The sequence below is a fragment of the Pseudomonas sp. FeN3W genome (assembly GCA_030263805.2).
Classification (GTDB): Bacteria; Pseudomonadota; Gammaproteobacteria; order Pseudomonadales; family Pseudomonadaceae; genus Stutzerimonas; species Stutzerimonas stutzeri_G.
This window is the reverse complement of record CP136011.1, coordinates 1-14497: the sequence shown is the minus strand read 5'-3', so window position 1 is coordinate 14497 and position 14497 is coordinate 1. Positions and strand designations below refer to the sequence as shown.

Sequence of the window (14497 nt, the reverse complement as noted above, 5' to 3'; positions counted from 1 at the left end):
TCCCGCTCCTAACTTGTTTGTAACTCGATGGCGGAGATGATATTTGCTATTTGAATGGATCCTGAAAGACGATCAGGTGCAACTGCTGTTAAAACTGGACGGTGTTGTTTTAGGTGTTCGACGTCATCTGCTTCTGCAAGCTCAATATCCATCCACTTTCCATCATCCGAGATTGCTGTGATTCTTCGAATGGCAATGATAGTGCCATCTGTGGTTAGCAAGCCGAAAAGCCACCAGTCATCCATCATTCGGCGGGTATACCATGCAGGCAAAACTTCGGAGGCCATTCCTGAGTCACCAATCATGGCAACTTTGCTGCTAACTTTTTTCCATTGAATATGAGTAAACCACAGGCTCCAGCCAGCTACGGCAAGACTGAGTGCCGATATCAGGGCTCCTGCTAATGCTATCCAATCGCTGTTGCTCATTTTAGTCTTATTCTGCCGGTTAGTAGTTCCTGCATCATGCCCTGCTTGAGTTGGCGGGCCTTCTCGCGGCGGGCTTCTAGGGCGGAGAGCTCAGCGCTCATATCAGAAATAGTAGCTGCGATTGCAGCTTGTTCCTCCGGGGCAGGGAGAGGGAGCTCAAAGTTCGTCAGGTCGGACTTCTTGATGTAGGGTATCGAAGATCCAATTTTCCCAATTCCGAGCGAAGCAGCCAACCCAAATTTCAATGCGTGCCAGATATAGTTAGTATTGGCATAGAATTCATAAAGAACGTAGGTTCGTTGATAGGCCTCAAACTTCCCGAAGTAATAGTTTAGGTTTCCAACCTCTCCGTTTCCGGCGACAAGTATAGCCTCACAGTCAAACGAATAGTGATCGCTATAAGTGTGGTCTCTTGCGCAAGTAAAGAAAGGGTACTGCCCCGATGGGTTGCCCTCATTTACATCTTTTTTTCCTGTGGTGATTTTGCAAACTTCACCCAGAATCTTCATCTGCCACTCCCCACTAAACCCCGGCAGGCGGCGTTGGCCGGTTAGGAGTTGTTGCATGACGGCTTGCTGGATATCGCGCTTTTTGGCGATTATTTTATCCAGGTTTTTGATGAGATAGTCGATTTCGAATAGCGTGATAGATATTTCACGCTGTTCACTTATAGAGGGGATTGGTAAAGGTAATTGGGAGTATTCTTTTCCATTTATTCCTGGCTGCCCACTGCGCATGGACATTAAACCTACCCAGTCCCAGTATTTTTTTGTGGATAAATATGAAGAAATATAGCCTGATACAAGCTTTGTAGGGTTTGGTCGAATTAAAATTAAAAATCCAGCGAAAACCAATGGGCCGTCACTAGTGTCATATTTATATGACTTGCCAACACTGGCGCCTGTGCGTGCTAAAACAATATCGCCATCCAATAGGTAGTAATTGGATGCTTGTGTATTATCAACAGATACCAGTTTTTCAGGAGAAAAGCGCCCGTCTGTACTTATGTCTGTAATTCGAATGTAGACTGGGAGACGATCTGAGTATGGGACTGCCGCTGCATTTATACCGTAGCGGGGAGTGCTAGCTAAGCATTCTCCCAGACGTTTGACTTCCCATTCTTCCGGAATTAATCCAACTTCAGTCAGCTTGTACCCTGACATTACCTCTGTACTCATACCGAAAACCCCATCTTTTCCAGATGCGCATTAACCTTGGCCGCCAGCGCATCCACCTCGGCATTCAGCGCCGGCAGCGGTGTGGCATAGCGCTCCGCTAGTTGACGGATACGGCCAGTGAGGGCTTGGGAGACCCGATCAAGTTCGGTGTGTACATCGGTTTGCAGGGTGGCCAGCCATTTATCTTCAATCACCAGGGTTTTCAGCTCTGCTTCGCTTAGCTGGGCGTAGTGGGCCTGCACCTTTGCATCCAGCACCCTCTGCGCGGCTTTGACCTTCTTACTGGCCTCAGCTTCGCGCTCGATCAGCGCCAGGCATTGCTCCAGCGCCTGGCGTTCTTCATCGGCGTCGCGGTCGTGCTTGATGGCTTTCAGGCGTGCCTTGACGCTGGCAGCGGTAAGCTTGCCCTTGTCGGTTTTGCCTTCGGCCAGAGGGCTGTCTTCGCCTCCCTGATCTTCGTCCAGCTCTTCCAGCTCGCGGCTGATGGCGTCGCGTTTGGCTTCCAGCTCGGTAATGGCAGCGGCTTCGCTGGAGTAGTAGCGGCGCACAATCAGCTCGGGGGGCAGCAGGTCGGTATTGGGTTCGCCCTTGCTTGAGCCACTGGCAATAAGTGGCTGCCAGCCATCGATCACCAGTTGGTATACGTCATCCTGCATGGTGGCGTACCAATAGTCCTGGATGTGCTGGTAGACGTCGTAGGCATCCAGCAGCGGTGCTGCTTCGAAGCGATGCAGCAGATCTTCGGCCAACTCTTTGAGCAGCGCTTTGGGCTGATCGCCAATGGCGATGCCGGCGAGGTTTGGGCGGTGTTCGGCACGCCAGGCCTCGAACAGGCCCGCCACCGTCTGGCGAAAGGCTTCGAACTCGGGGTGGCCGAAGATGGTCGGCTTGATCTCGCTGATGGCAACTTTAAGGCTGAGGTAGCCGGGGCGCAGTGGCTCGAACAGCGCGCCTCGCAGGTTAGGCATTACCTGCCAGTAGGCATGCAGGGCGTCGATATCACGCTCGGGGATGCCGCCATGCAGGTGGGCCTCGATGTCCTGAAGATCCTCTGCTTCGCTGGTGTCGATATAGCGCGGGATATTCAGGTTGAAGTCGTTGGCTTCAATCTCGGCCATTGGCACCAGCCGAGCGAATTTCTCCACCTCAATCTGCTGGGTGAAGGTATCGACAATCTTGTGGATGTCCTGCTCACGCAAGCGGTTCTTGTTGCCGTCCTTAATAAAGCCCTTACTGGCGTCGATCAGGAACAGGCCCTTGCGCCCGGCGCTGCCTTCCTTGTCCAGCACGATGATGCAGGCAGGAATGCCGGTGCCGTAAAACAGGTTTGCCGGCAGGCCGATGATGCCTTTGATGTAACCCTGCTGGAGGATGCGCTTGCGGATGGCTGCCTCGGCACCGCCCCGGAACAGCACGCCGTGGGGCAGAATCACCGCCGCCTTGCCGGTGCTTTTCAGCGAGGTGAGCATGTGCAGGAGGAAGGCGTAGTCGCCATTCTTCTCAGGCGGTATGCCGTAGCTGAAGCGGTTGTACTCATCCTCTGCCGGGTTGAAGCCATTGCTCCAGGCCTTGGTGGAGAACGGCGGGTTGGCGACGATGAAGTCGAACAGCTTGAGCTTGCCCATCGGGTCTTTGAAATGCGGCGCGGACAGGGTGTTGTCCTTCCAGATTTCCGCCGTGGGGCAGTCGTGCAGGATCATGTTCATCTTGGCCAAGGCGCTGGTGGCGTTGTCCATTTCCTGACCGTAGATGGCCAGATCCAGACCGGTGACGCTTTTGGCTTCGTCGTGCGCTTTCAATAGCAGCGAACCCGAGCCGCAGGTCGGGTCATAGATGCTCTGCTTGCTGTCGGTAGCACCGGCCAGGCCGATGACCTGAGCCATGATCCGCGACACTTCTGCGGGGGTGTAGAACTGCCCCTTGCTCTTGCCGGACTCGGTGGCGAAGTGGCGCATTAGGTATTCGTAGGCATCGCCAAGGATGTCGTCGCCCTGAGCGCGGTTGCTGCGGAAATCCAGCCCCGGCGAGTTGAAGATGCTGACCAGGTTGGACAGACGGTCGACCATCTCCTTGCCCTTGCCGAGCTTCTCCTGGTCGTTGAAATCCGCTACGTCGATGACGCCGGTGAGGTTATTGGCCTCGGCCAGGCGGGCGATGATCTGATTGATCTTGTCGCCGATCTCCTTGTCACCCTTGAGCGCCACCATGTCAGCGAAGCTGCCGCCTTCCGGCACCTCAATGAGCGAGTTCGGGTCGCCGGCATACTTGTCCGACACGTACTTCACGAACAGCAGCACCAGGACGTAGTCCTTGTACTGCGAGGCATCCATCCCGCCACGCAGCTCGTCGCAGGATTTCCAAAGGGAGGAATAGAGTTCGGATTTCTTGATGGCCATCGGGCGTACTACCTTGCAATGCGAAATGGCAGGTAGCTGAGGCTCATGACCTCGTCCGCGTCCCTGCCGAAAGATGGGGCGAGAGTATCAGAAATGTGGAGCAGGCCTCATCTATGGGCGGCAGCAGAATTGCCATCGAGATGCTGAATTTCTGAAAGACAGGCGCCAACGCCACATCAGCCTCTAGGATGCGGCATCGGCGGATCGAGGCTTGAGTTTTAAAGAGATTCCTTCCTTGTCGCCCTCAATGACCAGATCATCTCCCACAGCCCAGCCAAGCTTCTCCAGTAGCGCCGGAGGAAGCTCAACGATGACGTCTCCGCTGCCATCTCCTGGGTCTTGGCAGACAACTCGCCAGCTCTCTGATGTCGCCATCGCTTCGACCTCACGGTGAAAGAACTCAGTATGGCAGTATCGCCTTGGGCAGGACGGCTTCATAGGGAGGAGGCTACATTTCCATGCAGTTACCAACCTTAAAGCGCTGAAGCACATTTGGGCATTCTGAACCACACGACAATGCCATCGACACTTTGATACCTAGAAAACTGCTGGCCTCACTTTAAAGTGGCGAAAAGTCGATACAGCGAGAGCCAAAATGTCATTTACGGATTTTCAATTCCCCACGCTCGGTCACTTCAACAAAGTGCTGTGTGATTGCCTAGGCCTATGGAGCAGTGACGGGAAGAGTGTCAAGTTTCATGTACCTGCTAGCGAAAAAGCCAGGCGGGCAGCATTGAGATCTGCATTCGAGGCCATTAAGAGGGAGAACGGCACTTATGGGTCTCTCGACGAGCTTGTGTCCGTCACGACTCAGATCGCACCTGAATCAAAGCAGGAAGTAAAAAAGAGCAAGACCATTCAGTCCTATGTGTCCTATCTGGCCAAAGAGGATTACTCCTCATACGAAGAACTCAGAGAGTTAACAGGCTATATCGAGATTCTCGTCCATGAGAAATACGGAGCCTCGAAAGTTTCCGATCTTGCAGCGAAACTCTACACTTCAGCGTTGCTACACTACAGAGAGTTCATAAGGGAGTACTCGGCAACATCTGAAGACTGCATTGATGCCTACCAAGGTTTTCTTGCAGGCACAATGATCGACTTGGTCAGAGCTATCTCCGATGTGGAGCCAAGGGGAGTCCTCGGTAAGAGTACAGAAACAAGCAGATGGCCTCTGCGTGAGTTTGTCGAGAAATTCTGTAAGGAAACCGGGGTGACACCGTACAAACTTCACCAGTTTCACGCTCTTCGTAAGCAATCCGTTAACTGCAACCTGACTGACAGCGAGCTATGGGGATTAGATTTCTCGTCAAAGCCGGTCAGTACGCAGTCAAAGCAGGTATTTGAGCGAATGAGCAAGGAAGGCAAAATAAAATGGGAAGTTATTTATCCATTTATCAAGCCGCTTGCGTGTCTTTTGCCTGCGGAGGCTGAGGGGCATGGGTTTGCCAACAAAGCTTTTTGCGCCTTTGTGTCCCACAACCTGTATATGCATGCCACCGAGATAGGCGATTTTGACCCCAGCACTCAACCCCAATACCCAAAGATTAAAACCCTAGACAGCGCCACTCCAATCAGCGACTGCATTGATCAGATACTGCATGACGACGTAGTCGATGAGAAATTATTGGATGATGCGTTTGGAGCGTACCATGAATTCTTGACAAACCTTAGATCAACAGGGGCATTTTTGCCCTGCGACACCGCCATACCTGACGGGCTTGCAGTTCTATACAAAAAGGATTATCTGAAGTTTTTTGAAAAAGAATGGCTATCAAACTTAACAAACAGTCCAGCGTGGATTGAAGACTGGTCATTGGCTAGTAGATTCATGCTAACCGGCGCCAGTGAAAGCGCACTAAAACAGTTCAAGCAGGCACTTGAAAAGGCTAAGTATTCCGCAGGCCCTCTGTTCATTCCTTTTTATGTGCAAGTATGCGCATTCTGCAAATCGCAGTTTAAAGTGCTATCTCGCAATGGTGAAGAAGAGGTATTTGACCGGTTTTATGATTCATTGGGAGGCGAAGCCGCAAAATATGCAGGCCTACTAGGGTACACTCCTGGCTCCACCCGTGATCCCGAAACGCTTTTGCCTAAGTTCAATCTCCCTGGAAAGAATCGTCTGATCATTCAGGAAATCGACATATTGACTAGGTGGTTGCTTAATGGCAAGAAACTATAGCATTTACGTTAAGGGATAGATGGTGGTAATGAAATTATGTTAACCGCTCAAGTTGAACATGCACATAATAACAGGCTGGAGAGTCGCTCTGGGGCAAGCACCTCTCAGAATCACCAATATAATTACAGCGCTTGCATAGCCCCTGCGCATGGTGGCAACGTTCAAGCAAACGCAGTCTTACAAGGACGACACCTGATGCACCAGAAACGAATTGCTTTGTTGATCGATTGCGACAACGTCAGTCACAGTGCCATTGAAGGCGTGCTGGAAGAGCTCGCCAAATACGGCATGGTCAACGTACGACATGCTCATGGTGACTGGAAGAGCGACGGTCTCTCTGGCTGGGTTGAGCGGCTCCATCCATTCGCTATCCGCCCGATGCAGCAGTTCGCCTACACCAAGGGCAAGAACGCAACTGACGCAGCCATGATCATCGATGCGATGGATCTGCTGTACAGCAAGAACATCGACGCTTTTGCCCTGATGACCAGCGACAGCGACTTCACTCCACTGGCTCTACGCCTGCAAGAAAGTGGCTTCCCGGTGTATGGCTTTGGCGAGAAGAAGACTCCTTCTGCCTTTGTGCATGCATGCACGTCGTTCATCTACGTGGAGAATCTTGTACGGGCCGCAGACGACGACAAGGTTTCTCAGGACGAACAACCCCGGAAAAAGTCTCGAAATGAGCTGCGTTGCGACACATCCCTAGTGCGCTTGCTTCGAAACGCGGCAGACCAAACAGCCGGAGATGATGGCTGGTCGCTTCTCAGCAGGGCATCGGACTACATCCACAACAACAGCTCGTTCTCTGTGGTGAACTATGGCTATCAGAAACTGGGCGATCTCATACGCACCTCGGAGCTGTTCGATGTTGAGATGCGCGGCACTGCTATGGTGGTTCGTACCGTTCGCAAGCAAACGCCATCATCAGCCCCTGAACCCGCCTGAGCTTCTCCTACTCGAAGACAGCGGCCAATGCCCGTGCGCTGACCCATAGCATCGGATGCTAGGCGGCTCTCGCCTCCTAGTCTGCTGCTGGCCCGCAATAGGTAATAGATTGAATCCGTAAGCTAGATCAAGGATGAATTGCCCGCATGTACCTAGCACGCACAACGGACGGCAGACGCATTCCAGCCACCCGAGATGAGAGCGGGTATTGCCCGAGTTGCAACGAGCAGTTGACTGCCAAGCTGGGCGATATCTACGAGTGGCATTGGAGCCATAGGCCTGGCCAAGCTTGTAGCTATCGAAAGACATCGACCTTATGGCAGTACAGTTGGATACGTCACTACCATGCTTCGGGTGAGTGGGAGATGGAGACCAGCATGGGCGGAGTGGAATTCGATGGAGTCCATCCGGAGAAGCGCCTCTCCCTGCTGCTTGCTCACAAACTGGATATGACGGCGCTCAAGGCGTTCATCGACGCATCTGTCCAGTTCGATCTCAAACCAGTGGTCATTTTCAACGCCAAAGCCTTCGAGCGATACCAGTTCGAGGACTACCGATTGAAGCATCCCAAGCGGTCGGACAACGGCTGGATTTTCTTCTTCTCTCACGCGTTCCCAGGCCATAAGCGCACAGCTTCACTCTGGCTCGACATTGAGCAAGGCAAGCATCCGCATTTTGGTCTGAAGAGCGGGATCTACAACCTGACCTATTCGGCGGAGTCCCATGGGGCAATTACTGTCAGCCGGACGCCACGGGTCAAATCAACGCCCCGTCCCGCTAGTCCATCGTCTGGAGTCATCGGGCAAGAGTGGTTAGGCGCCGAGCCTACCCAAGCCAGGACAACCGAATGATCTCGCTCAACTGCCCCCGACGTACCTTGTTGCCAGCCAAACATGCAAAGGTACGGTTTCAGCAATGAGAATCGAGGCGCCCCCTTTGTCAGTTCACTGTCGTGTTCCTGTCGTGTTGGCCTGGCTGTCTACTCTCCACACTAGCTACATCGTTCAACGTGATGGAGCAGCAAAATGAAAACCTCTGAATCCAGCCAGCAACCCCGTCCACTCACTCCTACTGAACTTGCTCAGTGCGTCAGATTGTTTCGCGAATCCAACCGCTGGTCTCAAGAGCAGCTAGCTGGGATCTCAGGGTTGAGTGAGCGAACGATTCAGCGAGTCGAGAAAGGCCAGTCAGGAGACTTCAACACACGACGTGCCCTGGCGCGAGCATTCGAGTTCGAGGACATCGATGTTTTCAACAAGGCCTACGAGATTCCCTCCGAGGAAGAATTAAGGGCCGCCCAAGAGAGATTCGACAAAGAGAATGTCACCTTGGCGGCCACACCGCTGACCACAGGGAGGCAGCAAGCCAAACTGGTGACAACTAGTACGGCGGACATTTCCGAGCCGGCGTTCGAGTTGCCCCGCGAAGCCGAGGAAGCATTTTCCAGTTTGGTGGACTATTTCATGGAGTACCGCGATTGCGCCGACCTGTATAGCGAAAGGCAGAAAATCGACGTGTATGACGAGTTGCAGTCGTTGATCGATGCACTCAACGCGCTTGGAGTGTCTCTGCTCTACGGCGAACGAAAGGTGAAGATGAAATGGGGATCAAACCCAGCCACTGAACCGATGTCCGCCAATGTCCTGTACGTCGTTGCCTTTCCGCTGGGCGAAGAGCCTACGCAGTTCGCCACGCCGAAGTCCTGTGGCATCCGCCTGTAGGTGCCCGCTTCAGCCAGACTCGCGCTGAAGGGATATAAATCGTCGCCGAAACTTCATATTGCCGTGGCGGCAATTACGGCGAGTGCATCTACCCTTTAGCGTTGAATTCCCCGCTAGAAAGGTGTCAGCGGTCACCAAGGAGGATGTGGCAATGCGTGAATCTGTGAGCGGTGATGTCCTGCGCGTGCGGGCAATAGCAGGAACCTATGTGGTGGTGCTGGCCTGGGATTTTGTTCCTGGCAACTAGCACAAAAAAGCGGGCCTTATGGGCTTCGCTATCCAACGAGAGGAGCTGGGGGGGGGGGAATCGGTCGTCGAGCGCTATTTTACATATGCCAGGCGCGTTTTACGGGCGCAAGTCTCTAATGTATGCATTTCAATACGTTAGATGAGAATATTCTACTTAGCGCCTTTAAATAAAGACATTATGCAGCTGTCCATCCAGCGAGGGTTGATAGCCCTGAAGAACCTTGCTGCTATGGCCAAATAGCGCACTTGCACTGATTTGGGATACGGCTCATCGGTTTTATGATTGATTTTCCTGATGGCTCACCAGCGACTGGAGGTTTACCCGGAGAGCGTTGGCGTCCATGAAATGTCCCTGAGCAAAATTGAGGAAGTGGCCGACAACGAACTCAAGGAATCGATGATAAATTCCACAAGATGCCCCCATGTGGTTTAACGCCATGGCCAATCGACGTTCGATGCTGCCGTCACCATAGGCTCCGAGAAAGAGCCTTATTCCATGGTTGAAGACATGTTCCGTGTAGTCCATCAAAGGCGTATAGAGTGGCCGCGTAGCTGCTTGGCTTTTTCCTGAGTGATACATGCTATTAAGGTGCAGTTGGATCACATCGAGAAGAAATAGTGGCTTTTCCTCACCTACGAAAATTTGATTTCCATGGTTCTGGATCATCTTGAATAGAATAAATCCAGCCAAGGCATTAGGGTGGGCGGCCAAATGATGTATTTCCGCATAGGTAACTGGTAATGGCAGGGCCCCTAGCGAATACAGCAAAAGTCCATGGCGCTTGCGCTCAAAATCAAATTGATTACTCGCTGCCATTGCTCGCGCAATAATTGCCTGAGAATTTGCTATTTCATATTGATTGGACTTGTGGAGCGCGGCGAATGCGCCGTCCATGCATAGCCATGCTATATCGTTTGCAATCGATAATTGCATTGCATCGTATACAGTGGAGTCTATGCCATTCTTGATCGAGTAAATCTCAAGCGCTGCGTCATGTAGGACTGGATGAGCAATTGACGCATTATCCAGGATCAATTGCAGCGCCCTCAATGAGTGCCCATCACGCGCCTGGATATCCTTGGCAGTCGTGCGGAACAACTTTCCTTTTTTCGGTGACCCCCATCAACATGAAGTTTTGGTCAGAAATCTCTTCAACCCAACGGCTAAGCGCCTCCTTAGTTGCTGCTGGCAATACAAGCTTAACACCAATATCCAACATGCTCTGCGCAAGATCTGTCACCGCCAGATAGCCGATACCATATGCATCAAGCACGACGGCATCCGGAAATTCATTTCCCTGATCAAAAAGTGTTGTTTTGGGTACGCCGGCATCAGTCCAGCAATTCAGCGCCCCCTTGAAAGCATTGTCCGGGCACAAAAAATGCCCGCGAATATATAGCGGGATGTTATCAGCTTTATTAAGCTGCTTCCGTTTTCCTGTGCCTTGGCTTTGACCCAGTTTTTCCTCCAAGAACGGTATGATCTGCTCATTGTCCGAAGGCATTGATAACATTGCAAAGCAATCACTTCCGTCGTTATGTATATGCCGGAGTCGCAGAGCAATTCTCAAGCAAGCAACGTAGGGTGGAAGTCGCTCTACGAGCTTGTAATTGACCATTCCCAGCGAACCGGTCTCACCCACAGCTAAGTTATTTAGTAACTCCGCTAGCTGGCTAGATGATTTTAGTGTGTACTCATTGAAAACTTGATGACCATCAACGATTAACTTGATCACTGTGTCGCCATCCTGCTCAAATTGGACGGCAGCTACACACTGCTCTAGTGTCGCCGAAACCTCGAACTCGCATTTCTTATTGCTGCTGACAGTCAGTCCGAAGTAAAAATTAACCATCTCTACAGCCAGAGCGTGCGGATCCTCTATAAACCACTCAACCCATCGAGGTTCTACACGCTTGAAGTTGCCTGCCATGGCAAAAAAGTAAAGAATTGATACTGCTTCATGTGAGTGTTTTTTTAGTAGACCATCTGGTACTTGGTCATGAAACTCGATCTGCTGATCTTCAGTTTGATACCGAGCACGTAGCTGGCAGCCTCTCAGCCAGCTATATGGTATTTCTGGTGACTGTGCAACGATCTGATCACTAATCCTGATAGCTGCCTCAATATCCCCAAGCTTCTCCGCTCGCAATGACTGATAGCTTAAAATTGTTAAGGATTTTTCTGACCCTGCCACCCTTGCAATAACATCATCAAAAGTCTTGTACTGCTGTGCTTCTAATAGGCACTTCAGATGTGTCAAAACAAACGGAGATGGCCATAATTTTTGATCTGGAATTAGGCGCGAGGTGAAGCGTAAAGCTTTATGAGCCAAATCTGAATTGACTAAATTCTCAGCCAAGTCGAAAACTCGCTCTGGAGCAATGTTCGTCAGCTCTCCTTCCCATGCATCCCAAAAATCATCGACAAGTTGAGATAGCTGGTTTTTTTGGTGAAGATCACTGTCGTTATCCAACTCACGGAACGAACAGCCGAGCAGGTTGACAAAAGACTTCTCCATTTCAGTTGCATCATCTAACGGGGAGTCCTTAGATAGCCACTCGCTAACCTCAGCCGTATTTGCCAGACGGAAAAACGGGATTACATCCTCCAGCCTGCAACTAGTGGCAGATAGAAAATTACGGCACCAAGTAGCCCTGAGTTGGGGGTCATCTTTAGCTGCCAAGATATCGCGCTGCCGCTGAGAAATTCCTTCGTCATCCCCTGCAATGGCCTTGATTGTGGTGGCTGTTGCTGTATGGGCGGACTCCCAATGAGGCAAGTTATTTTTAAGGGTGTTAAATAATGCTATTGGCGAAATACCTCTATACGTTTCAAATATAGGGCAAGCCATATTGTAGAGGCGCGTATCGACCCCATTCGAGATATCTATTAGTTCGACAACCTTCTCGGCAAGTCTGTCTACCTCCTGTTTCACTTCAGGGGGGCAAAGCCATAGATGTTTCTGGGCGACACGAGGATTAAGTTCGTATGCGCTCGCCAAGACCTCTAGAACCTTGGCGTTGTAGGAAGGGTAAGTTCTACTTAAGCGCTGAGCCATGCTAGTGGCTAAGGCAGTAAGCTCCAAACGAAGACTCCCTACCACAACACCTGTAAGCACTGGCTCAGGAATTACGAACTTGCTCGCAGCATCTTCAAGGCACGCTTCATCGGCATATTGGCTGAGGTACACCTCAGTTGCGTATTGCCCAGGGGCGAGCTCTGAAAGATAGTGCTGTTTAGCGGGCTCTTCCTGATCAGTTTTATGAGATAGGCGCAAGAGAGCAGCTAAACAGACATCTTTGACCATTGGGATTTGAGTGGTCGCCGCGATATTCGATACTGTTCCCCAGGCTGTGTCATGATCCTTCGCGTCGACTAGCCCGCCGTATATAGAGATTACATCCACTAGAGCGGAGGATTCAGGATCGCTCTTGGTCGTTGCCTTCAGCATGTCCAATTGGATTTTGGCGGTGGTAAGATCCTTCTTGCGAAGACTCTCAAAGACCATCTCCATTGGGACTCGGAGGTCATCTGGGGCAAGTGACTTAATTACGTTCAGAATTTTGTTCTGGACGTTGTCTCCACTACCACTGTGATGCTGCTCAATGATTTTCAAGCGAGTTCCCTTACACTCAATCACCGAATAATCTTATTCCCGGCAACGTTGTCTCCGCTACCAGTGTGGTGCTGTGTCACTTTGGTGATCATCGATGGTGCAGAAATTTCTGCTGCCGCATTAATTTCGCGAATTAATTGAGCCATCTCTGGCGACTGCTCAATACGTCGAGTAATCGCAAGTTCACTCATCTCATCATTGATTCCTAGCTTGCTTAGCTCTGTTGCTACTGCTTCTGCTACGACATCCTCCTTGATCCATTGACCCAAACGCTCCTTGAGCTTTGCAGCACTCAGCTTCAGGCCGCACTTGAAGATGTCATAGGCAGAGTTTGCAATTATTGCGGTGGTAATAAAGTCCATTTCGGAGCTCCCTTGAATTTAAAGCGATCTATCTGTTGCCTATCGGGTTGGCCAGACTCTATCACCTGAGCTGACGTTTGGTTGATTTTCTTATTAGCACAGATGCGATAGCTGCTGGGCCTAGCTTTGACAGGTCTCCTATCGAAGCAGCGTTAGCCAGTTCACCCTGGAGCTGTTGCGGCGTGGTGGCCTGCCCCTGTCTTCAGGCTGCTGAAAAAAGACTGGCTTGGAGCGGCAAGTTTATGCGGTGACCACGACAAAGCGAGCCGTCCTCTGGCTGTCGGCTCGCCGTCGCCCGCCGAAGTGGCACTGTAAACAGTGGCTTAGTGGGCGTGCTTTCGCAGCTACCAGCGCCCAGGACGGCCATAGCGCGAACAAGCAGTGCCACTCATTAGCTGGTAGAATGCGCACCGCATTTACTTTTGAGGATTTTCCATGGCTACCAACCGCTCCCGTCGTCTGCGTAAGAAGCTGTGTGTTGACGAGTTTCAGGAATTGGGGTTTGAGCTCAATCTGGAATTCAAGGAAGGCCTTTCGGAAAAAGCTGTCGATGACTTCCTGATTGCGTTCTTTGTAGAGGCCATGGACGCGAACGGCCTGGACTATGTTGGCGGCGAAGAATTCGGCTTGGTCTGCCTGGCGAAGCGTGGCTCGGTAAGTGAGGAGCAACGCGCAACCGTTGAGGCCTGGCTGAAAAACCGTAGCGAACTGACCAAGATCGAGGTCAGCCCCTTGCAGGACGCCTGGTACCCAGAGAAACCGATCAACGTTGCAAAGTGATCGCGCTGAACCGACGTCTCTGCGCACCCGGTTTCTGAATTAAAAAGACCATCCTCCTGGATGGTTTTTTTGTGTCATTGCATCATGGTCGAGCTGAATCCAAACGCGGTTAAGTAGCTCAGTCGAGCCAAGCTTTCTGAAGCGAACGCATCTCACATCCCTTTGTGAACCTTTTCTCGTTCACCGTCTTTGAAGCTTCGCCAGAAGCATCGCTATATAGCATCACCCTCCCCCGCCGTCTCCGACCGGCTCCAGCAATGAAATGGATAACCCAGGCTGTCGCAGAACAGCATCAGAGGCGCGCCGAAACTCATGCTTGGCCTTTTCACTAGCCTCTTGAGCCGAATCGTTTACCACCCTCACCGCTGGCACCTCACACTTCGCCAATTTGCTCATCAATGTGACAAGCAAGACGTGGAGCAAGCTGTAGGGCCAACTGAGGTCAATTGGATGAAGCGAAGTTCTGGGTTTAACGAGTGAAGCAGTGCTGGCTGGAATACCGTGGCACACCCCGGAGGCATGTCGGCAGAAAGCGGCTGTATGCTTGCAGGTAAAGCGAGGGGGGCAATGCGGGAAGGGCAGAGCGTTTTTGACAAGATTCTGATTATTTTTTGCTAATTAGCAAAACTTTGTTCA

The 14497-nt window shown here is 51.5% G+C and carries 12 protein-coding genes; 5 read left to right on the top strand and 7 right to left on the bottom strand.

Annotated features, from left to right (window positions below; all coding sequences use genetic code 11):
- Positions 1–8 precede the first annotated feature (8 nt).
- From P5704_023675 to P5704_023660, 4 genes are all read right to left on the bottom strand, one after another.
- Positions 9–428 carry a hypothetical protein gene (locus P5704_023675; protein WOF81805.1) on the bottom strand — a complete coding sequence of 140 codons (420 nt, stop codon included), beginning with the start codon at positions 426–428 and terminating at the stop codon, positions 9–11.
- The gene (locus P5704_023670) at positions 425–1606 is read right to left on the bottom strand and encodes a restriction endonuclease subunit S (GenBank protein WOF81804.1); all 1182 of its coding nucleotides are present in this window, start codon (positions 1604–1606) and stop codon (positions 425–427) included. The genes P5704_023675 and P5704_023670 overlap by 4 nt, the downstream gene beginning before the upstream one ends.
- Positions 1603–4002: a type I restriction-modification system subunit M gene (locus tag P5704_023665; protein ID WOF81803.1), complete on the bottom strand. Its 2400-nt coding sequence runs from the start codon at positions 4000–4002 to the stop codon at positions 1603–1605. Before P5704_023665 ends, P5704_023670 begins: the two co-directional genes overlap by 4 nt.
- 183 nt (positions 4003–4185) lie before the next feature.
- Complete coding sequence (locus tag P5704_023660; protein WOF81802.1) at positions 4186–4377, bottom strand: AbrB/MazE/SpoVT family DNA-binding domain-containing protein; 192 nt, start codon at positions 4375–4377, stop codon at positions 4186–4188.
- A 220-nt stretch (positions 4378–4597) separates the two neighbouring features.
- Between P5704_023660 and P5704_023655 the strand changes: the two genes are divergently transcribed.
- From P5704_023655 to P5704_023640, 4 genes are all read left to right on the top strand, one after another.
- Positions 4598–6184 carry a hypothetical protein gene (locus P5704_023655; protein ID WOF81801.1) on the top strand — a complete coding sequence of 529 codons (1587 nt, stop codon included), beginning with the start codon at positions 4598–4600 and terminating at the stop codon, positions 6182–6184.
- A gap of 195 nt (positions 6185–6379) precedes the next feature.
- Positions 6380–7132, top strand: coding sequence for an NYN domain-containing protein (locus P5704_023650; GenBank protein WOF81800.1), 753 nt, complete (start codon positions 6380–6382; stop codon positions 7130–7132).
- Positions 7133–7509: 377 nt separating this feature from the next.
- A complete protein-coding gene (locus P5704_023645) occupies positions 7510–7983 on the top strand; it encodes a hypothetical protein (protein WOF81799.1) in 474 nt (157 codons plus the stop codon).
- A 174-nt stretch (positions 7984–8157) separates the two neighbouring features.
- Complete coding sequence (locus P5704_023640; protein ID WOF81798.1) at positions 8158–8853, top strand: helix-turn-helix transcriptional regulator; 696 nt, start codon at positions 8158–8160, stop codon at positions 8851–8853.
- Positions 8854–9379: 526 nt separating this feature from the next.
- Here the strand turns inward: P5704_023640 and P5704_023635 are convergent.
- From P5704_023635 to P5704_023625, 3 genes are read right to left on the bottom strand one after another with little or no spacing between them, the layout of a single operon-like run.
- Positions 9380–10201, bottom strand: a complete 822-nt coding sequence (locus tag P5704_023635; protein WOF81797.1) for a hypothetical protein — start codon at positions 10199–10201, stop codon at positions 9380–9382.
- Positions 10164–12719, bottom strand: coding sequence for a hypothetical protein (locus P5704_023630; protein WOF81796.1), 2556 nt, complete (start codon positions 12717–12719; stop codon positions 10164–10166). The genes P5704_023635 and P5704_023630 overlap by 38 nt, the downstream gene beginning before the upstream one ends.
- 20 nt (positions 12720–12739) lie before the next feature.
- A complete protein-coding gene (locus P5704_023625) occupies positions 12740–13081 on the bottom strand; it encodes a hypothetical protein (protein ID WOF81795.1) in 342 nt (113 codons plus the stop codon).
- Between the two features lie 435 nt (positions 13082–13516).
- Between P5704_023625 and P5704_023620 the strand changes: the two genes are divergently transcribed.
- Complete coding sequence (locus P5704_023620; protein WOF81794.1) at positions 13517–13861, top strand: YggL family protein; 345 nt, start codon at positions 13517–13519, stop codon at positions 13859–13861.
- Positions 13862–14497 lie beyond the last annotated feature (636 nt).

Coding starts and splice junctions, on each gene's coding strand:
- P5704_023675 (WOF81805.1), bottom strand. CDS start 428: ATGAGCAACAGCGATTGGATAGCATTAGCAGGAGCCCTGATATCGGCA.
- P5704_023670 (WOF81804.1), bottom strand. CDS start 1,606: ATGAGTACAGAGGTAATGTCAGGGTACAAGCTGACTGAAGTTGGATTA.
- P5704_023665 (WOF81803.1), bottom strand. CDS start 4,002: ATGGCCATCAAGAAATCCGAACTCTATTCCTCCCTTTGGAAATCCTGC.
- P5704_023660 (WOF81802.1), bottom strand. CDS start 4,377: ATGGCGACATCAGAGAGCTGGCGAGTTGTCTGCCAAGACCCAGGAGAT.
- P5704_023655 (WOF81801.1), top strand. CDS start 4,598: ATGTCATTTACGGATTTTCAATTCCCCACGCTCGGTCACTTCAACAAA.
- P5704_023650 (WOF81800.1), top strand. CDS start 6,380: ATGCACCAGAAACGAATTGCTTTGTTGATCGATTGCGACAACGTCAGT.
- P5704_023645 (WOF81799.1), top strand. CDS start 7,510: ATGGGCGGAGTGGAATTCGATGGAGTCCATCCGGAGAAGCGCCTCTCC.
- P5704_023640 (WOF81798.1), top strand. CDS start 8,158: ATGAAAACCTCTGAATCCAGCCAGCAACCCCGTCCACTCACTCCTACT.
- P5704_023625 (WOF81795.1), bottom strand. CDS start 13,081: ATGGACTTTATTACCACCGCAATAATTGCAAACTCTGCCTATGACATC.
- P5704_023620 (WOF81794.1), top strand. CDS start 13,517: ATGGCTACCAACCGCTCCCGTCGTCTGCGTAAGAAGCTGTGTGTTGAC.